The following is a 19332-nucleotide window of genomic DNA, read 5'->3' as shown; positions in this document are numbered from 1 at the left end:
ACGAAGGGGCTCCAGGAGCTCGCGTCGGCGCAGGGCGCCTCGCTCTTCATGGCGNTCGGGTGCGGGTGACGCGGTGACCTTCAAGGTCGGCGCGGAGGTGACGAAGGGGCTCCAGGAGCTCGCGTCGGCGCAGGGCGCCTCGCTCTTCATGGCGGGTCTGGCGGGCTTCCAGGTGCTGCTCTCCCGGTGGTCGCGTCAGGACGACATCGCGGTCGGCACCCCGATCGCGGGCCGCAACCGCGCCGAGGTCGAGGACCTGGTCGGCTTCTTCGTCAACACCCTNCCGGTGGTCGCGTCAGGACGACATCGCGGTCGGCACCCCGATCGCGGGCCGCAACCGCGCCGAGGTCGAGGACCTGGTCGGCTTCTTCGTCAACACCCTCGTCATGCGGTCGGACTTGGCCGCCAACCCCTCCTTCACCGACCTCCTCGGTCAGGTGCGCGAGACGGCCCTGGGCGCGTACGCGCACCAGGACCTGCCGTTCGAGCGGATCGTGGAGGAGCTGGCCCCCGAGCGGGACCTCTCCCGCAACGCCCTCTTCCAGGTCATGTTCGCCCTCCAGAACGTCCCGGAGAGCGCCTGGACCCTCCCCGGCCTCTCCCTCGACTCCATCGAAGTCCGCGGTGAGACCCCGAACTTCGACCTCGTGTGCCTCCTCGACGTCGACGAGGCCACCGGCGGAGTCGAGGGCCGGATCCTCTTCTCCCCCGAGCTGTTCGACCGGGCCACCGTGGAGCGCCTGGCCGGCAACTACACCCGGCTCCTGGGCGCGGTCGTCGCCGACCCGGCGCGACCCGTCGGAGAGCTCGACGTGCTGACCGACGCCGAGCGGGAGCGGCTGCTCGTCACCTTCAACGACACCGCCGTCCCGTACCGGAACGACATCACCGTCCACGAGGTCTTCGAGCAGCAGGCCGCCCGCACCCCGGACGCCACCGCGATCCTCTTCGAGGACACGCGCCTCTCGTACGCGGAGCTCAACGCCCGGGCCAACCGGCTCGCCCACCACCTGATGGACCTCGGGATCAAGGCCGAGGACCTGGTGACGGTGTGCGTGGACCGGGGCCCGGACATGATCGTCGCCCTGCTGGGTGTGATGAAGGCGGGTGCGGCGTACGTGCCGCTCGACCCCGACTACCCGGCGGCCCGCCTGGAGTTCATGCTCTCCGACACCCGCGCCCCGCTGACCATCACCCAGGGCCACCTGGCCGACCGGCTCCCCGGCACCGCCGCGCACGTCCTGATCGACACCGACTGGCCGGCGATCGCCGAACGGCCGGCCACCGACCCCGTACCGCAGTCGGGCCCGGACAACCTGGCGTACATCATCTACACCTCCGGATCGACCGGCACCCCCAAGGGCGTCATGGTGCAGCACCAGGGTGCGGTCAGCATGGCGGAGCACCTGCCGCGGCAGCTGCGCCTGGACTCCGGCAGCCGCGTCCTGCAGTTCGCCTCGCCCAGCTTCGACGCCTCCATGTACGAGGTGATCACCACCTGGGGCGCCGGCGCGGCCCTCGTCCTCGCCCCGCGCGAGAACCTCTTCCCCGGCAAGCCCCTGGAGACGACGGTGGCCCGCCACGGCGTCACCGCCGTCACGATGTCCCCCTCGCTGCTCGCCGGAGTCTCCACGGAGGCCCTGGAGAGCGTGCGGACGATCGTCGTCGCCGGCGAGGCCTGCCCGCCGGACGTCCTCGCCACCTGGTCCCCGGGGCGGGTGTTCGTCAACGCCTACGGGCCCAGCGAGGACACCGTCTGCAGCACGCTGTACGAGTACACGCACAGCCGCAACCGCGTCCTCATCGGATCGCCCATCGCGAACCACGAGGTGTACGTGATGGACCGCTTCGGCGGCCTCGCGCCCGTCGGCGTCCCCGGCGAGCTGTGGATCGGCGGCGAGGGCGTCGCCCGGGGCTACTGGAACCGGCCGGAGCTCACCGAGGAGCGGTTCGTCCCGCACCCCTTCTCCGACGAGCCGGGGGCCCGCGTCTACCGCACCGGTGACCTGGTCCGCTGGCTGCCCGAGGGCAACCTGGAGTTCCTCGGCCGGATCGACCAGCAGGTGAAGCTGCGCGGCCTGCGCATCGAGCTCGGCGAGATCGAGTCGGCGCTCGGCGCCCACGAGGACGTCGCCGCGGCGGCCGTGATCGTCCGCGAGGACACCCCTGGAGACAAGCGGCTCGTCGGCTACTGCGTGCCCGTCGCCGGCCGCGAACTGACCATCGCAGGGCTGCGGGCGCGGCTCCGCGAGAGCCTGCCCGACTACATGATCCCCGGCTGGTTCGTCTTCCTCGACACCCTGCCCTTCACCCCGAACGGCAAGGTCGACCGCAAGGCGCTCCCGCAGCCCGAGGGCGACCGCCCCGAGACCGACGGCGAGTACGTCGCCCCGCGCACCGAGGTCGAGCGGATCGTCGCCGACATCTGGAGCGAGGTCCTCGGCCTCGACCGGATCGGCGTCCACGACGACTTCTTCCAGCTCGGCGGCCACTCGCTGCGCGCGGTACGGCTCGCGACCCGCCTCCAGGACGCCGGATACGCCCTGTCCGTACGGGCGGTCATGCAGTACCCGACCGTCGCCGAGGCCGCGGAGCTGATCTCCCGGGCCGGGACCGTCTCCCGGTCCCTCGCCTTCGAGCTGGGCGGCCCGCGCCGGGACGACGCGCCCGCCGCTCCGGGCGCCGGCGACACGTACCTCTTCTGCATCCACCCCAGCGGCGGCAGCGCCCACTGGTTCTCGGCCCTCGCCGCCCAACTCGCCGGCACCTGCCGGACGTACGGCATCCAGGCACCCGGCATGGAACCGGACGAGGAGACCGTCCTCGGCGCCGAGGCGCTGGCCGCCCGCTACTGGGAGGAGATCAAGGCCGTCCAGCCGGAAGGCCCGTACCACCTGCTCGGCTGGTCGCTGGGGGCCGTCATCGCCCACGAGATGGCCCGGCAGGCCCCCGACGAGACCGAGCAGGTCTACCTCGTCGAACCGCCCATCGTCGAACCGGGCGTCAGGAAGCGGCTGATGGGCTACGTCGCCGACTACCACAAGGCCGTCGCCCTCTGGGAGAAGGGCCGCAAGGAACAGGGCGCGGAGCGGGAGCGGACCGAGATGGCGCTGCGCCACCTCGCGAGCACCCTGGAGGTGCCGGACGAGTCCGCCACGCTCGACGAGTGGCTCCCGTACGCCACGCTCGGCGGCCTCCTGGAGTCGGTGGCGGCCTACGAGCCGCCGGTGTCGGCCGCGGCCTGCACCCTCGTCATCAGCGACGACGTGCTGCTCAGCGGCCAGGGCTCGCACGCGAGCGACGGCAGCCACGAGGAGTACACGGCCTACTGGCGCGGCCTCTATCCCGGCGGCCTGCGCGAGGCTCGCACACCGGGAACACACCTGGACATGATGACGGCTCCGGAAGCCGTCGCCGTCCTGGCTCAGACGATCATCAGCAACTCGATGGAGTACGCGGGGTGGCAGGCATGAGGATTTCCACGATCCAGGTTCCGACGGTCGAGACTCCGGCGGTACGGATTCCGACGTTCCAGGATGTGCTCGCGGCCGGAGAGCGCATCGCGCCCGTGGTCCGCCGGACGCCGGTTCTGCGCCTTCCCGGCACCCGCGTCCTGCTCAAGCGGGAGGACCTGCAGAAGTCGGGCTCGTTCAAACTGCGGGGCGTCACCAACGCCTTCGCGGCCGCCGCACCCTCCCGGGTGGTCACCGCCTCCTCGGGGAACCACGGCAAGGCGGTGGCGATGCTCGCCCGGGCCGCGAAGGTCCCGGCCACGGTCGTGATGACCGCGGCGTCGGCGCCGGAGAAGGTCGAGACGATCCGCGGTCTCGGCGCCCGCGTCCTCTTCGTGGAGGGCGGTGTGGCCGAGCGGAACCGGCTGGCCGAGGCCCTCGCCGCCGAACAGGGCGCGACCCTGATCCCCTCCTCCGACCACGCCGACGTCATCGCGGGCCAGGGCACCACCGGCCTGGAGATATCCGCCCAGACGACGGGCGTCGAGGCGGTCTACGTCCCCGTCGGAGGCGGCGGACTCCTCGCCGGCATGTGCCTCGCCAAGGGCGCCTGGCGCGCCGCCCCGGCGGTCATCGGGGTGGAGCCCGTATCGGCCCCGCGCTACGCCCTGTCCCTGGCCACGGGGAGGCCGGTATCGGTCCCGCCCTCCACGTCCGTCGCCGACGGGCTGCGCGGCCAGGCACCGGGCCGCGTCGCCCTCCCGGTCGTCGCCGCCGGGGTCGACCACCTCACGGCGGTGGAGGACGACGAGATCGTCCGGGCCATGGCCCTCCTGCGGACGCACGGCATCGTGGCCGAGCCCAGCTCGGCGGCGGCGGTCGCGGCGGCGCTCAAGGCCGACCACGTACGGGACGTCGTCGTGGTGCTGACGGGCGGCAACATCGCGCGGGCGCGGTTCGACGAACTGACCGCACGCGAGGACCGGTTGTCCCGCGAGATCCACTCGTACGCGGCCCTCGCGGCGGCGTGACCCCGACCCGACCGCCGTCTCCCGGCCCCGTCTCCCGGCCTCGTCTCCCGACCTCGTCCCTCCGCGCCGCAAGGAGCACCATGACCACCACGTGCCTGTCCCGCGAAACGCTGACCTCGCTCACCCCGCTCACCCCGCGCACCTACCGGTCCGACCGGCCGGCCGACCTGGTCCAGCCCTTCACCGGGCCGCGGCTCTGGATCGTGAACCTCGCCGCCGGGCCGGCCGAAGCGAACCCCCTGGCCCTCCTGGACGCGAAGGAGCGGGCCAAGGCCACGGCCTTCCGCTCGCCCCTCGACCGCGCCCACTACACGGCCTCCCACATCGCCCTGCGCCGCATCCTCGGCGCCCACCTGGGCCGTGCGCCGCAGGACGTACGGCTCGCGCAGGACGACTGCCCCGTGTGCGACGGCGGCCACGGCAGGCCCGTCGTCGCCGACAGCTCCCTGCAGTTCTCGCTCTCCCGGCGTGCCGGCTACTGCCTGATCGCCCTGGCCCGTACGGCGGTCGGCGTCGACCTGGAGGTGGCCCCGGAACTGGAGGTCGCCGACGAGCTCGCCACCACCCTGCACCCGGGGGAGCGGGCCCTCCTGGAGTCGGCCCCGCCGGACCGGCGCGCGGCGGCGTTCGCCCGCATCTGGGCACGGAAGGAGGCCTACCTGAAGGGCCTCGGCACCGGCCTCGCGATGGGTGCCGCGCACGACTACGTGGGGGAGGACGCGGACGTACCGGACTGGCGCTTCCACGACGTGGCGGCCCCGGCGGGCCTCGCGGCGGCGCTGGCGATCAAGGAGCCGGTGTGACGCCAGGGCCAGGCGGCGTGGAGCTGTGCGGGAGCGGAGCTCTATTCCTCGCCCGTCAGCCAGCCCTTGGCCACGGCCCGGGACCCCGCCTGGAAGCGGCTGCGCGCCCCGAGCTTCTCCATCAGGTCGGCGGCGATGCGGCGGGCCGTGCGGGGCGAGACGCCGAGGCGCTTGGCGACGGCGTCGTCGGTGAGCCCCTGGCCGAGGAGGCGGAGGGCCTCCGACTCCTGCGGGGAGAGGCCGCGCTCGTCCTCGCGCTCGCGGGAGGCCGCGCCGCCGAGGGGGAGGGCGTTGTCCCAGATGGTGTCGAAGAGCGCGCACAGGGCCGTGACCGTGCCGCTGCCGCTGAGCACGAGGGCGCCGGCGCGGCTGTCCTCCTCGTCGGTGGGGACGATCGCGACCCGCCGGTCCAGGACCATCAGCCGGATCGGCAGGGACGGGGTCGTGCGGACCTCGCCGCTCAACTCGGCGAGCCAGTTGGCGTACGCGACGGTGGCCGGGCTGTTGCGGACGCTGTCGAGGTAGAGCGTCCGCATCCGGACACCGCGCTCCAGGAGGGCCTGGTCCTGGGGCTTCGCCGCCTCCATGCTGGCCTCGCTCTGCGCGCCGCCCGGGGCGAGCGTCATGACCTCGGTGCTGACGTCGCGCACGAGCCGCGAGATCCGCTCCCTGATCTCCTCGATGCCGTCGAGCCGCTCGATGCCGTCGATCTGCTTGTGGGGGCGGGCGGCGGTGAAGTCGGCGGCCAACTGGGCGGCGGCGAGGCGGATCTGCTCGATGCGCTGCTGTTCGGCGGCGAGGCGCTCCTGCTGGCGGGCGATGACGGCCTGGATGCCGACCTCGGGGTCCACGGCGCGGAAGCAGTGGGGGTGGTCGAAGGCGGTGCGGACGAGGGCGAGTTCGCTGAGCTTGTCCAGCGCCCCGCGCAGTTCCTCCTCGGGCAGGCCGAGTCTGTCGCGCAGAACCTCGAATTCCGCTTGTGGGTGTGCGAGTACCGCGCGGTACACGTTCTCGCAGACGCCGTCCAACCCCAGTGCTTCCAGCATTTTCGGCCTCCCCCTCTGAAGATCAAGACGAATCAAAGCATGAATTGCGCCGTTGGCCGATAGGTGCCTATGGAATGCCCGGGGGACTGGGAGGCTTACCGGGGAAGGTGGCCGGATTGGGCAATGGCATAAACAGTCCGGTATTGACTGCTGTTGCACCTTCTGTACTTCCGGGATGGTGGGGTTATGCGCTTGGTCCATGTACGCATTCGGCTTCCCTGCATCCCTGACGACCCGGAGTCGCTCAGGAAGGCTTTTCTCTCCTACGCGACTCCCGAGGACGGAGTAGGCCACGTCAGCGTCCATCCGGGTGACGGGGGCGATCTGACGGTCGGGTTCTTCGTCACCGCGGCGACGCTCCCCGAGGCGGAGACGGTCGCGTACACCGTGGCGCTCAAGGCCCTGAGCGGCGAGGTCGCACTTCAGGAGGCCTACGTGACCAGCTACTCCGCGGCGCTGGTCCCCGCCCTGTTCGACCGGATGCTCCACGAGTCCGGCGACGACGGACGGTGGACGGAATAGGCGAAGGCCGGTTGAGGTCAACCCGTAAAGCTGGTCGGCGGCACCGGGGCAGGCAAGACTTGTGGATGTCAGCAGGGAACAGGCCGGAACGACAAACGGGCCACCGAAGCTGACAACTTCCAGCCAACTATTTCCGGACGGAGTTTGTCATGTCTAAGAACACCCTTCGCCTTGCCTCGAAGTTCGCTGCCGTCTTCGCTCTCGTCGCCCTGCCGACCTTCGGTATCGCCACCCTCGCCACTCAGCCGAGCGCCCCGGTCGCGACGGTCGCCGGCACCACCACGGACACCGAGACCGCCACGACGAACGGCGGGGCCGACACGGCCGCCGCGCCGACCCCCACCCCGTCCTCCTCCAAGGACACCACGGGCTGGGACTAGCAGACCGGCCGCCAAGGCCACCTCCTCCCCTTCCGCACTGCTGCTGAGAGTTCCCCCGACGTCGCCCGACTCGCCAGGAGAGAGAAGAGGAAGCCCCGATGGCGGATGTCACCCGTGCCCCACGCACTGAACGGCCCGTGGCCGAGCCCGCGTTCAGTACCGAGACGACGCCCGACTCAGGGACCGGAACGAGGTCCGAGTCCAGGTCCGAGACCAGGTCCGAGACCAGGTCCGAGTCCAGGACCGAGCCGGAGCCCAAGCCCGCGTCCCGGCCCGCGTACAAGGACGGAACCGTCCTGCGGTGGCTCGCCGCCTACACCCTCTCCATCCTCGGCGACAGCATCTACTTCATGGCCCTCGGCTGGGCCGCCAACCGGATCGCCGGCCCCGCGGAAGTCGGGATGATCGTGGCGTCCGGTGCGGTTCCCCGGGCCCTCCTCATGCTCGGCGGCGGAGTGGTCGCCGACCGCTTCGGACCGCGCAGGGTCGTCATCGGCAGCGACGCGGTGCGCTTCGCCGTCATCGCGGCCGCCGCGGTGACCCTCGCCTTCACCCCCGGCCACGTCTGGCTCCTCGTCACGGTCGCTCTCGTCTTCGGCGCGGTCGACGCGCTGTTCATGCCCGCCGTCGGCGCTCTTCCGCCCCGCATCACGACACCGGACCAACTCGTCCGCATCCAGGGCATGCGCGCCCTCGCCGTGCGCGGCGGCAGCATGATGGGCCCCCCGCTCGCGGGCCTCGCGATGGGCCTGGGAGGGCCGGAAGCGGCCTTCGGACTCGCGGGCGTCCTGTTCGGCGTATCGCTGCTGCTTCTGCTCGCGGTCCGGCTGCGCCCCCTGGAAGAGGACGCCGGGAGCGGCACCGACGACTCCGCGCCCACCGGCGACTCCGCTTCCCCCAAGAACTCCGCCCGTCACGACCTGACCGAAGGCCTGGGCTTCATCCGCCGCCACAAGCTGATCGGCCCGCTCGTGCTCGCGGCCGCCCTCAGCGAGCTCGGCTTCGCCGGACCCCTCAACATCGGCTTCGTCTTCCTCACGTCGGAGCGTGACTGGGGAGCCGGCGGAATGGGCTGGATCGTCGCCGGATTCGGCGGTGGTGCGGCGGTCAGCGCGCTCGCCCTCGCGGTCCTGGGGCGCCTGCCGAAGTCGGGTTACGTCCTCATCGCCACGACCCTGGTGACCTCGGCCTGCATCGCCCTGTTCCCGGTCGTCCCGAACCTGGGCTCCACGGTGGCGCTCGCCGCCGTCGCCGGCCTGGCGGGCGGTATCGCCGGCGGCCTGGCGCAGGCCCTCATCCAGACGGCCACGGACCCCGCCTATCTGGGCCGGGTCACCGCGGTGACCAGCCTGACGGCCCTGGGGCTCGCCCCGCTGACCTTCCCGGCCTTCGGAGCTCTCGTCAGCTACGGCGGCGTCGGCACGGCCTTCCTGGCCGGCGGTGTCCTCAGCGCCCTCGGCATGATCGTCTGTCTCGCGTCGCCCACGGTCCGCAAGGCCGAACTGGCCTGATGGGCCGGCAGGTCAGGCGGTGGCGGGAGCGCCGACCCCGACTTTCGTCGCCGACGCCCGGCCATCCTTGAACCAAGGGCAAGGGGACTCCGTGGAGCCGTCGCCGAGGATCTCGCGGGCCCGCAGCACGTGGAGGACGACATCGCAGCAGAGGTCCTGCTCCTCACGGAGCAGGACCTGGTCGAACCGGACGCGCTGCCCGTGCCGGGCGCCGTCACGGGGTGACCCGGCGGCCGGAGGGCTGCTCCGCCGACGGGTGGTGGCCGTGGCCGGGCGGTCGGAAGATCGCCGGGAACGGTTCGCTGAAGCGGTGGGCCGCTATACGCGCGTCGTGCTGGGCGTTGAGCCGGTGGATCAGGCGCATGCCGAGCGCGATCAGCAGGGCGACGGCCGCGATCACGATCAAGGTTTCCATGGCGTCACCTCCGCGGGGTCCCCGGCATCGTGATCATCCGCGCTCCGACGACGGGGTGCCGGATCGGCATCGGGGCGGCGGCGGTGTCCATGAGCCGGGCGGCTTCTGCGGGTTCGGTCTCGGGCGGGATCACCAGAAGGTCGCAGCGGCCGACGGTGTACGAGAGCAGGATCATCTTGTCGGGATCCTGTTCGGTGAACCAGCCGACGTGCACGATGTGCCCGGTGGCCGGAACCTTGTGCGGGATCACGGGCCAGTGCGCGGGGTTCACCGCGACGCGCGTGATGCGTCCGTACTGCTCCTCCAACGCAGCGACCAGCGCGGGAAGTTCGGCGCTGAGGTCACGCGAGCGAGGCCACCAGGCGCCGTCCATCGGGCCGGCGGGGACGGTCTTCGGTGCGAGCGACAGACGCGCTGACATCGGGGGCGCGGAAAGCGTGGGTGCGAGGGTGGTGGTCATGAGGGCGGACCCGTCTCCGGGCCGTCCTGCAGGACGGCCCAGTGCCTTGATCGCCGGAAACGACGTCCGCGTGGGAGCGGGTGTTCGAGTTACTCCCGGTAAATCCAGCGTACTCCGGCCGAGGGCCGGACGAGCCGTTCTGACCGGCCGACTTTCCACCGGGCGACTGTCCACCAGGCGGCTTTCCACCGGGTGTGGACGGCGGGCGCGCGGGATCCGCTCCGCTCAGCCCCGCCACTCGGCCAGGACGAGGGTCGCGTCGTCCGAAGTGGACTCCCCGCGGGCCCGCTTGAGGGTGTGCGAGAGGTCCCGGGCCACCGCGCGGACCTCGCGGTCCGCCCGCTCCAGCTGGTTCACCCAGTCGATCAGCTGGTCCTCGCCGAACTGCTCCTGCCCGGTCGCGTGTTCCTCGATCAGCCCGTCGGTGAAGCACAGGACGCGATCCTCCGGTTCGAGCATCACTTCGCTGACCTGCGGCTGCGCCCCTCCGAAGCCGACGGGCAGGGTCGTGGGGCTGTCCAGACGGCGGACGACGCGGTGCCGGCGGATCAGCATCGGGGCAGGGTGCCCGGCGTTGACCCACTGGAGGCGGCCGGTGTCCGTGTCGAGGCGCATCATCTGCGCGGTCACGAAATGATCGGGCGCGAACTGTTCGGCCACGGCCCGGTCCATGAAGAGGTAGATCTCGGAGAGCTCGATGCTGATCCGGCGGGCGTGCCGGTACGCGCCGATGGCCACGGTGGCCATCGTGGCCGCGTCCAGACCATGGCCCATGGCGTCGATCATGGCGAGGTGGAGGGTGTCGTCGTTCAGGGCGTAGTCGAAGCTGTCGCCCGCCACGTCGTAAGCGGGCTCCAGCACGCCGGCGACGGCGACGCGCGGCGTCGTCATCGACAGCGGCGGCAGCAGCGACCACTGGATCTCGGCGGCGACGCTCATCGGCTCGCTGCGGCGGGTGCGGAAGAAGAGGTCGGTGTGGCCGTTCTTGGTCCGCATCGCGTCGCCGATCAGACCGGAGATCCTGCGCAGCAGGCGCCGGTCGTCATCGTCGACGGAGTCCAGGGTGACGGCCAGGACGCCCGCCTGGTCGCCCCCGTCCGGCAACGGCAGCAGGATCCGTACGCCATCGGGCAGAGGACGTTCCACCGGGCGTGAGGTGAGGAAGCAGCGGCCCGCATCGGAGCCGTCGATGAGCTGCGGTTCGCCGCCCGCCAGCCCTTCGCCCGGCAAGGGGACCAGCCGCTGCTGCCCGTAGTCCTGGAGCAGGATCTGCGGATCCCGTCCCCCCAGCCGGGCCACCGTCTCGGCGAGCAGCGCCCCGACGAGATGGGGCGGCAGCTCGTGGGCCCGGTCCAGGAGCCCGCCGAGGAGCCCCTCGCCGAAGCTCTCCGAACGGTCAGGCCCCCCAGACGATCCGACTGTCATCCCGTTCCTCCCGCAGTGCGGCGGACGGGCTGCGCGACGGACACGGGGAGCCGGGCCCGGTACCGGCGATCTCGCCACCAGGATGCGCCCCGACGCCGGGGCACGCCACACGGGCGGCGGGACGGGGCGAGCGACGGCAGCCCCGGTGCGCACGGGCGGAGGTCCCGCCGACGGAGGACGTACGCCTGGACCGGCCGCGGGCCGCGCCCCCGATCCTGAAGGCATGAACCAGAAGCTCTGGCTCCCGTCCCCAGCCGTCGCCCACCCCGCGCGCCCCCAGTCCTCCTTGGTCACCCTCGGGGTGCTCGCGCTCGTGTACGGCTTCGGCCGCGCCGAGACCGACGGCTGGACCTCCGCCCGCACCCTCGTCCTGTCGGCTGCGGCGACGCTCCTGCTGACGGCCTTCGTGAGGCGCACCTGCACTCCCTGGTTCACGGCTTCACCACGGCGTTCTGGTGGTCGGCAGCTCTCCAGGTCCTGGCGGCGCTGATCGCGTACGCCCTCATCGACACACCCGAGCCGAAAGCCGGTGAGCGCCTGCGCGTGGGCGAGGAGGAGCGGGTCAGGGCCGGCTGAGGAGGGCGGCTGCCTCGCGGGCGGCGTCGACGGCTCCGGCGCGGGCCGCCTGCCGGTCGTCGTCGCTGCGGGCGTAGGCGAGGGAGATCACCATGTTGCTGCGGCGGAAGACGACCTGCGCGGTGATGTTCTTGCCGGGAGTGGGCGGTCGGAAGCGGAGGATGGCCTCGTCGCCGAGGCCGATCAGATCTTCCTGGGTGCCCTTCTCCCAGCCCGGTTCGCCGCCGGCGCGCTGCTCGCGCATGTCCTTCTCGGCCAGTTCGACGTCGAGGCGGCTGGCGAAGAGATGGACGTTCGCCCGGTACTTCCCCTTCTCGCGCGGGGCCGCCCAGGTGCAGGACGCCGCGTCCTCGCGTCCGCCGTACGCCTCGGGCACGAGCCGGTGGATCGTCTCGGGCGTGACGAGCCCGCAGACGTGCGGATCGGCGCGGAACTCGCCGTCCTGCGCGCGGTCCCACCACCGCCACGCTCCGAAAGCGGAGAAGACCAGGACCGTCAGCGCGATCCACGTGAGGAAGGCGCGCCGCGAGAGCTTGGCGGGAGGGGGCGCGGGGGTGCTCGTGGGAGTGGTCGCGGGTGTGGTCACCGCCGCAGCATAGGTGCACGGGCCCCGGACGGACCCCGGGGATTCACGGCATCCGATGTTCCGTCGACGGATGTCAGGAGGTGCCCGGGGGCGTCAGGCCCCCCGGGGTCACCAGGCCCGATTCGTAGGCGAGGACCACGAGTTGGGCGCGGTCGCGGGCGTGGAGCTTGGTCATGGCCCGGTTGACGTGGGTCTTCGCGGTCATCGGGCTGATCACCATGGTCTCGGCGATCTCGTCGTTGGACAGGCCCCGTGCGGCGAGGGCGACGGCCTCGCGTTCGCGGTTGGTCAGCTCTTCGAGGCGGCGCGTGCCGCTGTCGGTGGGGAGCGGCTGGGTGACGTACCGGTGGATCAGCTTGCGGGTGATCGAGGGTGCAAGCAGGGCGTCACCGCGTGCGGCGACGCGGACGGCGTGCAGGAAGTCCTCCGGGACGATGTCCTTGACGAGGAATCCGGCGGCGCCGGCCCGCAGCGCGTCGAAGACGTACTCGTCGAAGCCGTAGTTGGTGAGGATGACGACGTGCACGCCGGCCAGGGCGGGGTCCTCGGCGATGCGCCGGGTCGTCTCGATGCCGTCCATGACCGGCATCTGGATGTCGATGAGCGCGACGTCGGGCAGGTGCTCCGCGGCCAGCGCCAGGCCGGTCTTGCCGTCGGCGGCCTCGGCCACGACCTCGATGTCGTCCTCCAGGTCGAGGAGTACGCGGAATCCGCTGCGGATGAGCGGCTGGTCGTCGACCAGCAGGACACGGATCACGAGGCCCGGTCCAGGGGGAGCTCGGCCTGGACGGTGAAGCCGCCCTCGCCGCGGGGTTCGGCGCGCAGGCGGCCGCCGAGGACGGTGACCCGCTCGCGCATGCCGAGCAGCCCGACGCCGGGCGTCGGGGTGGTGGCGGTGGCCGGGGTGGCGCCGCCGTCGTCGTCGATGCGGACGGCCAGGGCGTCGGGGTGGTAGTCGATCCGTACCGACGCGGTGGCGGCGTCGGAGTGCCGGGCGATGTTGGTGAGCGATTCCTGCACGATCCGGTAGACGGTCCGGCCCACCGCGGCCGACACGTCCTGCCGCTGCCCTTCGATCGTCAGCGTGGCGTCCAGGCCGGTCAGCCGGGAACGCGCCACCAGTTCCGGTACGTGGCCGAGCCCCCGGGGCGGGCTGGTGTCGTCGTCGCGCAGCGCCTCCAGGGTCGCGCGCAGCTCCCGGGTCGCCTCACGGCCGGCCTCCTGGATGGCGAGGAGGGCCTCCGGCACCCGCTCGCCGCGCTTGCGGGCGACGTGGACGGCGACTTCGGACTGGACCTTGATGATGGAGATCTGGTGGGTGAGCGAATCGTGCAGCTCCCGCGCGATGCGCAGCCGCTCCTCGTCCGCGCGCCGCCGCGCGGTCTCCTCCCGGGTGCGCTCGGCCTCGTCCGCCCGGCGCTCCGCCTGCCGCAGCGCTTCCCCCGCGGCGCCGGCGGCGATCAGCCAGGCGATCTCCAGGGCGCCCCGGGCCTGCGCGAACGCCTCGCCCGTGCCGTGCAGGCCCGAGGCCAGGGCCGCGAGCGGAAGCGTGGCGAGTACGGCCACGGACGCCGCCACCGTGACGGCGCGGTGCCCCGCCCGCATCGCGGCGTACACCGCGAAGAGGTAGGCGACGGCGGGTACGTCGAAACCGGCCGCCTGGTACCCCAGCGCGCACACTCCGGTGACGACCAGGACGGTCACCGGCGCCCGCCGGGCCGCGAACAGTGCCAGGCCACCGGCCGCCAGCAGCACGTACCCGAGCACGTCGAGGCGCGTGCCGGAGTGCTGCCCCGACACCCCGGTGCCCAGCAGCGCCGCCGCCACGCCGACGGCGATCACACCGTCCCTGACTCCGGCCCGGACACGGAACCGCCCTGTACTCATGCGCGCACCTTAGCCGCGTGCCCGCGGGCGGCGAATCGCGCTGCCGGAGGAGGGCGGGCTACCGCGCACGCGGTACGTCCGCGCCGCCTACCGCGTCCGCGGCAGTGGGAAGTGTCTGCGTCCGCCGGACGACCGGCGAGGGGTCCGGCGGACAGGATCGGGCCACGCCCTGTCGTACGAGAAGGAGCACCTCATGCCGGTCCGATCCCTGCTCGCCGCACCGGCGGCCGCGTACCTCTCGGTCCAGCCGGCCGCCGCCGACGTGACCGCCATGAGCCCCGGGCGCCTCGGGGCCGTCGTGGCCGCGCTGCTCGGGCTGACCGGCGTGGTCATCGGCGTCCTGTCCCTGGCCCGCCCCGCCGGCCGCTTCGGCACCCGCTCCCGCCGCCTCGTCTCCCTCGCGGCGGGCCTGACCGCCATGGCCCTCGGCGCGCTGGTCGTGGCCACCTCCGACAGCGGCATCGGCACGGGCAACGGCCGGGGCGGAGCGTTCGTGGCCCTGCTGCTGGGCCTGACGGGCGTGGCGACGGCGGGCCTGTCGCTGACCCGCGCCCGCCGCACCGGCTGACGGGCGCGGGATCTCGGGTTGAGGCCCTGCCTCATCGGCGTAGCGTGAAAGAAGGCCGACGCGCGGGCCCCGGTGTGACATGGAGTGACATCCCGAGGAGCGATCGCTATGGGCAAGCTCTCGATCGAGCAGGTGCAGGAACGTGTCCGAGGGGCGGTCGTCACCCCCGGCGACGATGCCTACGACGAGGCGCGCACGGTCTACAACGCCATGATCGACAAGCGGCCGAGCGCGGTCGTGCGCTGCGTCAACGCGGGCGACGTCATGGCGGCCGTCGACTTCGCACGCGAGAACGAGCTCGACCTGGCGGTGCGCGGCGGCAGCCACAGCGTGCCCGGCTTCGGTACGTGCGACGGCGGCGTCGTCGCCGACCTGTCCGGGATGCGCGGCGTACGCGTCGACCCGGCGCGCCGGACGGCGCGGGCCGAAGGCGGCGCGACCTGGGGCGACTTCAACGCGGCGACGCACGCCTTCGGCCTGGCGACGACCGGCGGAATCATCTCGACCACGGGCGTCGGCGGACTCACCCTCGGCGGCGGCATCGGCTATCTCGCCCGCGGACTCGGGCTGAGCTGCGACAACCTGATCTCCGCCGACGTGGTGACCGCGGACGGCCGGCTCCTCACCGCGAGCGAGGACGAGAACGACGACCTCTTCTGGGCCCTGCGCGGCGGCGGCGGCAACTTCGGCGCGGTGACGTCCTTCGAGTTCCGGCTCAGCCCCGTCAAGGACATCTACGGCGGGCCGATCCTCTACGAGCTGGACGACGCCGCCACCGTCCTGCGCTCCTTCGCCGACTACATCGGCGGTGCGCCGGAGGAACTCGGCGGCTTCCCGGCGTTCCAGCTGGCCCCGCCGCTCCCGTTCATCCCGGAGAACCGGCACGGCGACCCCTTCACCCTGATCGTGGCGTGCTGGTCGGGCCCCCTGGACGAGGGCCCGCGCGCCCTCCAGGCCTTCCACGACTTCGCCCCGGTGGTCGCCGAACACGTCGGCCCCATGCCGTATCCCGCGCTCAACAGCGCCTTCGACGCCCTGGTCCCGCCCGGCCTCCAGCACTACTGGAAGGCCAACTTCGTGACCGAGCTCGACGAAGCCGCCATCGCGGCGCACGTCCAGCACGCGCCAGGGCTGCCGGCCGTGAACTCGACGGTCCACATCTACCCCATCGACGGCGCCTGCCACCGCGTCGCACCGGACGCGACGGCCTTCGCCTACCGGGACGCCTCCTTCGCCACCGTCATCGCCGGAATGTGGCCCGATCCGGCCGCGAACGAGGCCAACACCGACTGGGTACGCGACTACTACGACGCGACCGCCCCGCACTCGGAGGAGGGCGGCTACATCAACTTCATGGCCGACGACGACCAGAGCCGGATCAGGGCCAACTACAAGAGCAACTACGACCGCCTGGCCGAGGTCAAGCGGGCGTACGACCCGGGAAACCTCTTCCACCTGAACCAGAACATCAAGCCGGGCCCCGCCCCCAGCTGATGGTTCACGTATTGCTGAATTCAGGATCTCCTGTACTGTCGCGGATGTGCTGACACTCGCCGCTGACACCGACGACATCGACGACATCGACAACGCCGACGACGTCACCGACACCGACGACATCGACGTGCTCGTGCGCTTCGGTCGGGCCCTCGCCGACCCGATCCGCTGCCGCATCCTGCTCGCCCTGCGGAAGGCCCCGGCCTACCCGGCCGACCTCGCCGACGCCTTGGAGATCTCGCGCACCCGGCTGTCGAACCACCTGGCGTGCCTGCGCGACTGCGGACTGGTCGTCACCGTGCCCGACGGACGGCGCACCCGTTACGAACTCGCCGACGAGCGCCTCGGGCACGCGCTGGACCACCTGCTGGCGGCCGTGGTCGCGGTCGAGGCGGACAAGACCTGCCCGGACGCCGCCACGGAGGGCTGCTGCTGATGACCGCGATGTCCCTCGGGCCGTCCCCGGCCCGCCGCGACGCGCTCTCCCGGCGCATACGGCTGTTGGTCGCCGCCACGATCACGTACAACGTCATCGAGGCCGTCGTCGCGATCACCGCCGGCACGACGGCCTCCTCCACGGCCCTGATCGGCTTCGGTCTCGACTCCGTCATCGAGGTGTCCTCGGCGGCGGCGGTCGCCTGGCAGTTCTCCGCGCGCGACCACGCGGTGCGCGAGGCCCGGGAGACGACGACGCTGCGGATCATCGCGGTCTCCTTCTTCGCCCTCGCCGCGTACGTGAGCGTGGACGCCGTCCGGGCGCTGGCCGGTACCGGCGAGGCGGACCGTTCGGTCCCCGGCATCGTCATCGCCGCGCTGTCCCTGGCGATCATGCCGTTCCTCTCGGCGGCCCAGCGCAGGGCGGGCCGCGAACTCGGCTCCGCCTCCGCGGTCGCGGACTCCAAGCAGACCCTGCTCTGCACGTACCTCTCGGCCGTCCTCCTGGTCGGCCTGGTCCTCAACGCCACCCTCGGCTGGTCCTGGGCGGACCCCCTGGCCGCCCTGGTGATCGCCGCCATCGCCGTCAAGGAAGGCCGCGACGCCTGGCAGGGCAAGGGCTGCTGCGCACCCACGGCGTCCACCGCGCCCACGGCGTGCACCGCGCCCTCGGCCTGTACCGCGCCCTCGGCGTCCACCGCGCCCTCGGCCTCCACCGCGCCCTCGGCCTCCACCGCCCCCACGGCGTGCAACTGCTGCTCGTGAACATCTCGTTGCCCACCCCCGCCCGTGACGACGTGGCGGTCGATACTGGCCGGGCGATCAAGGAGTGGCGGGGGAGGCGGCGGTGGACTGGACGATCTGGGCGGGCTTCGCCGCCGGCCTGCTGATCTCGACGGTGACGGCCCCGGTCGGTGTGTCCGGCGCGGTCTTCCTCCTCCCGGTCCAGCTCAGCGTCCTCGGGGTGCCCAGCCCCGCCGTCACGCCGACGAACCTGCTGTTCAACGTGGTGGCCGGGCCCGGCGCCCTCTGGCGCTACCACCGGGACGGCGCTCTGCGCGGCGCCCTGACCAGGCGCCTCGTCCTGTGGACGCTGCCCGGCGTCATCGCAGGCGCCGCCGTCCGCGTCTTCGCCCTCCCCGGCCCGGACGTCTTCCGCGCCCTGGTCGCCGCTCTCCTCCTGCCGCTCGGCACGTGGCTGTGCCTGCGCACGCTGCGCCCGGCCCGGCAGCGCGCCGGTGCCGCCGAACCGTCGGCACCGGCGCTCGCCGCTCTCGCCCTGACGGTCGGAGTGGTGGGCGGGATCTACGGGATCGGGGGCGGTTCCCTGCTCGGCCCCGTCCTCGCGGCGCGCGGCATGCCCCTGGCCCGCTTGGCACCGGCCACGCTCGCCGCGACCTTCACCACGTCCGTCGCCGGGGCCGCCGCGTACGCCGTGCTGGCCCTGGCGAGCTCCGGCCCGGTGGCACCCGACTGGTGGCTGGGCCTGGCCTGCGGCCTCGGCGGCCTGATCGGCGGCTACCTCGGCGCCCGCCTCCAACCCCACCTCCCCGAAACCGCCCTCCGCCTCCTCCTCGGCACCCTCGCCGCCGCTCTCGGCGCGCTGTACGCCGTCCAGTACGCCGTCCAGGCCCTGGCCTGAGGGGTGCGGCCGGCCCGCAGGTGGCCCAGTCGGCGGGCAGGGAATTGGCCCGTGTGGCAGGGGAGTTGCGCATTACCGTAGACCCAATGACAACAAGATCCACTTCGGCCGACCAGCCCGTGTCCGCGCCCGTGTCCGCGCCCGTCTCCGCGTCCGTGACCTTGACCGAGGCGCCCCTGCGTCAGGCCCGTAACTCCGCCGCCCTCTGGACCGCGACCGGCCGATCCCGGGGACACGAGGTCATCCGACGCCGCGGCTTCGTCGCGGTCGACGGCGACGAGCGCGCCGGCACGCGGATCCTGATCCAGGAACCCGGCCTCGACCCGGACGAACTGGCCGAGCTGAGCGAGCTGGTGCGCCGCGCCCCGGGCCCGGTGAACGCCGAGGACCCGTTCGGCTCGACCGACCTGAGCCACCTGGGCATGCGCAACTGGCAGATGCCGATCATGCTGCGCCGGCCCGGACCCGTCGCCGAACCGGCACTCGACGTGTTCCGCGTACAGCGGCCCGAGGACCTCCAGGCCGCCGAGCGGATCGTGATCGAAGGCTTCGAACTGACCGGCTTCGAGCCCTACAAGCCCGGCGAGCTGTTCCCGCCGGCGCTGATCGAGCAGCCGGGCGTCGACGTCTTCGTCGCCTCGTGCGACGGCGTACCCGCGGGCGCCGCCGTCACGGTCGTGGACGACGGCATCGGCAGCCACTACTGGGTCGGCACGTCCCCGGCCTTCCGCTCCCGCGGCGTGGGCCGCTCCGTCATGCTCGGCTCCCTCGCCCCCCTCGCACACCTCCCGGTCACCCTCACCGCCTCGAAGCTGGGCAGGCCGCTGTACGAGTCGATGGGCTACACCGTCGCGTCACCCTCCACCTGGTGGGCCTCTGTTCCCGCGACACCGTCGCGGTAGACGGAGCACGGGAACGCACGAAGCCCCGGGGCGCTGACCCGGGGCTTCGTGGACGAGCCGAACGACGCGGCCACGACCTCACGGAGGCGGGCGGGGAACACGCACGGCCGGTGGTCCCGGCAGCAGTGGATACGATCCGGGGTGGCGGGCCGAGCTCTTCGCCCCCTCCGGAAGGCGACCACCGGACGCGTTCGATC

General features: G+C 72.5%; 19 protein-coding genes. 12 read left to right on the top strand and 7 right to left on the bottom strand.

What is annotated here, in order from left to right; translation table 11 throughout:
* Positions 1–3469 precede the first annotated feature (3469 nt).
* The gene (locus ASC82_RS27095; RefSeq protein WP_056653317.1) at positions 3470–4483 is read left to right on the top strand and encodes a pyridoxal-phosphate dependent enzyme; all 1014 of its coding nucleotides are present in this window, start codon (positions 3470–3472) and stop codon (positions 4481–4483) included.
* 80 nt (positions 4484–4563) lie between these two features.
* Complete coding sequence (locus ASC82_RS27090; protein ID WP_056653314.1) at positions 4564–5286, top strand: 4'-phosphopantetheinyl transferase superfamily protein; 723 nt, start codon at positions 4564–4566, stop codon at positions 5284–5286.
* A gap of 41 nt (positions 5287–5327) precedes the next feature.
* Here the strand turns inward: ASC82_RS27090 and ASC82_RS27085 are convergent, their stop codons facing one another.
* Positions 5328–6332: a LuxR C-terminal-related transcriptional regulator gene (locus tag ASC82_RS27085; RefSeq protein ID WP_056653312.1), complete on the bottom strand. Its 1005-nt coding sequence runs from the start codon at positions 6330–6332 to the stop codon at positions 5328–5330.
* A gap of 186 nt (positions 6333–6518) precedes the next feature.
* Here ASC82_RS27085 and ASC82_RS27080 point away from each other — a divergent pair, with 186 nt between their 5' ends.
* The 3 genes from ASC82_RS27080 (at position 6519) to ASC82_RS27070 (ending at position 8745) form a co-directional block, all read left to right on the top strand.
* Positions 6519–6854: a hypothetical protein gene (locus ASC82_RS27080; protein ID WP_056653309.1), complete on the top strand. Its 336-nt coding sequence runs from the start codon at positions 6519–6521 to the stop codon at positions 6852–6854.
* 149 nt (positions 6855–7003) lie between these two features.
* Positions 7004–7234 (top strand): hypothetical protein, encoded by a 231-nt coding sequence (locus ASC82_RS27075; RefSeq protein ID WP_056653306.1) that lies wholly within the window; start codon positions 7004–7006, stop codon positions 7232–7234.
* A 137-nt stretch (positions 7235–7371) separates the two neighbouring features.
* Positions 7372–8745, top strand: a complete 1374-nt coding sequence (locus tag ASC82_RS27070) for an MFS transporter (RefSeq protein WP_242427796.1) — start codon at positions 7372–7374, stop codon at positions 8743–8745.
* Positions 8746–8959: 214 nt separating this feature from the next.
* On the opposite strand, the gene ASC82_RS27065 is transcribed toward ASC82_RS27070, so the two are convergent.
* The 3 genes from ASC82_RS27065 to ASC82_RS27055 form a co-directional block, all read right to left on the bottom strand.
* Entirely contained in the window at positions 8960–9160 is a 201-nt protein-coding gene (locus ASC82_RS27065) for a hypothetical protein (RefSeq protein WP_056653303.1), read from the bottom strand.
* A 4-nt stretch (positions 9161–9164) separates the two neighbouring features.
* Positions 9165–9581 carry a DUF5994 family protein gene (locus ASC82_RS27060; RefSeq protein ID WP_347336088.1) on the bottom strand — a complete coding sequence of 139 codons (417 nt, stop codon included), beginning with the start codon at positions 9579–9581 and terminating at the stop codon, positions 9165–9167.
* 264 nt (positions 9582–9845) lie between these two features.
* Positions 9846–11045 (bottom strand): PP2C family protein-serine/threonine phosphatase, encoded by a 1200-nt coding sequence (locus ASC82_RS27055; RefSeq protein ID WP_056653297.1) that lies wholly within the window; start codon positions 11043–11045, stop codon positions 9846–9848.
* A gap of 223 nt (positions 11046–11268) precedes the next feature.
* Here ASC82_RS27055 and ASC82_RS27050 point away from each other — a divergent pair, with 223 nt between their 5' ends.
* Positions 11269–11535 carry a hypothetical protein gene (locus tag ASC82_RS27050; RefSeq protein ID WP_056653295.1) on the top strand — a complete coding sequence of 89 codons (267 nt, stop codon included), beginning with the start codon at positions 11269–11271 and terminating at the stop codon, positions 11533–11535.
* 72 nt (positions 11536–11607) lie between these two features.
* On the opposite strand, the gene ASC82_RS27045 is transcribed toward ASC82_RS27050, so the two are convergent.
* The 3 genes from ASC82_RS27045 to ASC82_RS27035 form a co-directional block, all read right to left on the bottom strand.
* On the bottom strand, positions 11608–12207 hold the full coding sequence (locus ASC82_RS27045) for a hypothetical protein (protein WP_056653292.1): 600 nt from the start codon (positions 12205–12207) through the stop codon (positions 11608–11610).
* Positions 12208–12280: 73 nt separating this feature from the next.
* Complete coding sequence (locus tag ASC82_RS27040) at positions 12281–12964, bottom strand: response regulator transcription factor (RefSeq protein WP_056653289.1); 684 nt, start codon at positions 12962–12964, stop codon at positions 12281–12283.
* Complete coding sequence (locus tag ASC82_RS27035; protein WP_056653286.1) at positions 12961–14094, bottom strand: histidine kinase; 1134 nt, start codon at positions 14092–14094, stop codon at positions 12961–12963. The genes ASC82_RS27040 and ASC82_RS27035 overlap by 4 nt, the downstream gene beginning before the upstream one ends.
* 193 nt (positions 14095–14287) lie before the next feature.
* On the opposite strand from ASC82_RS27035, the gene ASC82_RS27030 reads away from it, so the two are divergent.
* The 6 genes from ASC82_RS27030 (at position 14288) to ASC82_RS27005 (ending at position 19135) form a co-directional block, all read left to right on the top strand.
* On the top strand, positions 14288–14662 hold the full coding sequence (locus tag ASC82_RS27030; RefSeq protein WP_056653283.1) for a DUF6223 family protein: 375 nt from the start codon (positions 14288–14290) through the stop codon (positions 14660–14662).
* A 108-nt stretch (positions 14663–14770) separates the two neighbouring features.
* Positions 14771–16156: an FAD-binding oxidoreductase gene (locus ASC82_RS27025; protein WP_056653281.1), complete on the top strand. Its 1386-nt coding sequence runs from the start codon at positions 14771–14773 to the stop codon at positions 16154–16156.
* Between the two features lie 85 nt (positions 16157–16241).
* Positions 16242–16592 carry a metalloregulator ArsR/SmtB family transcription factor gene (locus tag ASC82_RS27020; protein ID WP_056654292.1) on the top strand — a complete coding sequence of 117 codons (351 nt, stop codon included), beginning with the start codon at positions 16242–16244 and terminating at the stop codon, positions 16590–16592.
* Positions 16592–17356, top strand: a complete 765-nt coding sequence (locus ASC82_RS27015) for a cation transporter (protein WP_242427795.1) — start codon at positions 16592–16594, stop codon at positions 17354–17356. The genes ASC82_RS27020 and ASC82_RS27015 overlap by 1 nt, the downstream gene beginning before the upstream one ends.
* 82 nt (positions 17357–17438) lie before the next feature.
* Positions 17439–18233 carry a TSUP family transporter gene (locus ASC82_RS27010; protein WP_056653278.1) on the top strand — a complete coding sequence of 265 codons (795 nt, stop codon included), beginning with the start codon at positions 17439–17441 and terminating at the stop codon, positions 18231–18233.
* 86 nt (positions 18234–18319) lie between these two features.
* Positions 18320–19135: a GNAT family N-acetyltransferase gene (locus tag ASC82_RS27005; protein WP_242427794.1), complete on the top strand. Its 816-nt coding sequence runs from the start codon at positions 18320–18322 to the stop codon at positions 19133–19135.
* Positions 19136–19332 lie beyond the last annotated feature (197 nt).

Source organism: Streptomyces sp. Root431 (assembly GCF_001426585.1).
Classification (GTDB): Bacteria; Actinomycetota; Actinomycetes; order Streptomycetales; family Streptomycetaceae; genus Streptomyces; species Streptomyces stackebrandtii.
Note: the sequence above shows the minus strand (reverse complement) of the source record. Positions and strands in the feature narration are given on the sequence as shown.

Bases quoted from the DNA above. Each gene is read 5' to 3' on its own strand.
- ASC82_RS27095 (WP_056653317.1), top strand. From the start codon at position 3,470: ATGAGGATTTCCACGATCCAGGTTCCGACGGTCGAGACTCCGGCGGTA.
- ASC82_RS27090 (WP_056653314.1), top strand. From the start codon at position 4,564: ATGACCACCACGTGCCTGTCCCGCGAAACGCTGACCTCGCTCACCCCG.
- ASC82_RS27085 (WP_056653312.1), bottom strand. From the start codon at position 6,332: ATGCTGGAAGCACTGGGGTTGGACGGCGTCTGCGAGAACGTGTACCGC.
- ASC82_RS27080 (WP_056653309.1), top strand. From the start codon at position 6,519: ATGCGCTTGGTCCATGTACGCATTCGGCTTCCCTGCATCCCTGACGAC.
- ASC82_RS27075 (WP_056653306.1), top strand. From the start codon at position 7,004: ATGTCTAAGAACACCCTTCGCCTTGCCTCGAAGTTCGCTGCCGTCTTC.
- ASC82_RS27065 (WP_056653303.1), bottom strand. From the start codon at position 9,160: ATGGAAACCTTGATCGTGATCGCGGCCGTCGCCCTGCTGATCGCGCTC.
- ASC82_RS27060 (WP_347336088.1), bottom strand. From the start codon at position 9,581: ATGTCAGCGCGTCTGTCGCTCGCACCGAAGACCGTCCCCGCCGGCCCG.
- ASC82_RS27055 (WP_056653297.1), bottom strand. From the start codon at position 11,045: ATGACAGTCGGATCGTCTGGGGGGCCTGACCGTTCGGAGAGCTTCGGC.
- ASC82_RS27050 (WP_056653295.1), top strand. From the start codon at position 11,269: ATGAACCAGAAGCTCTGGCTCCCGTCCCCAGCCGTCGCCCACCCCGCG.
- ASC82_RS27035 (WP_056653286.1), bottom strand. From the start codon at position 14,094: ATGAGTACAGGGCGGTTCCGTGTCCGGGCCGGAGTCAGGGACGGTGTG.
- ASC82_RS27030 (WP_056653283.1), top strand. From the start codon at position 14,288: ATGCCGGTCCGATCCCTGCTCGCCGCACCGGCGGCCGCGTACCTCTCG.
- ASC82_RS27025 (WP_056653281.1), top strand. From the start codon at position 14,771: ATGGGCAAGCTCTCGATCGAGCAGGTGCAGGAACGTGTCCGAGGGGCG.
- ASC82_RS27015 (WP_242427795.1), top strand. From the start codon at position 16,592: ATGACCGCGATGTCCCTCGGGCCGTCCCCGGCCCGCCGCGACGCGCTC.
- ASC82_RS27005 (WP_242427794.1), top strand. From the start codon at position 18,320: ATGACAACAAGATCCACTTCGGCCGACCAGCCCGTGTCCGCGCCCGTG.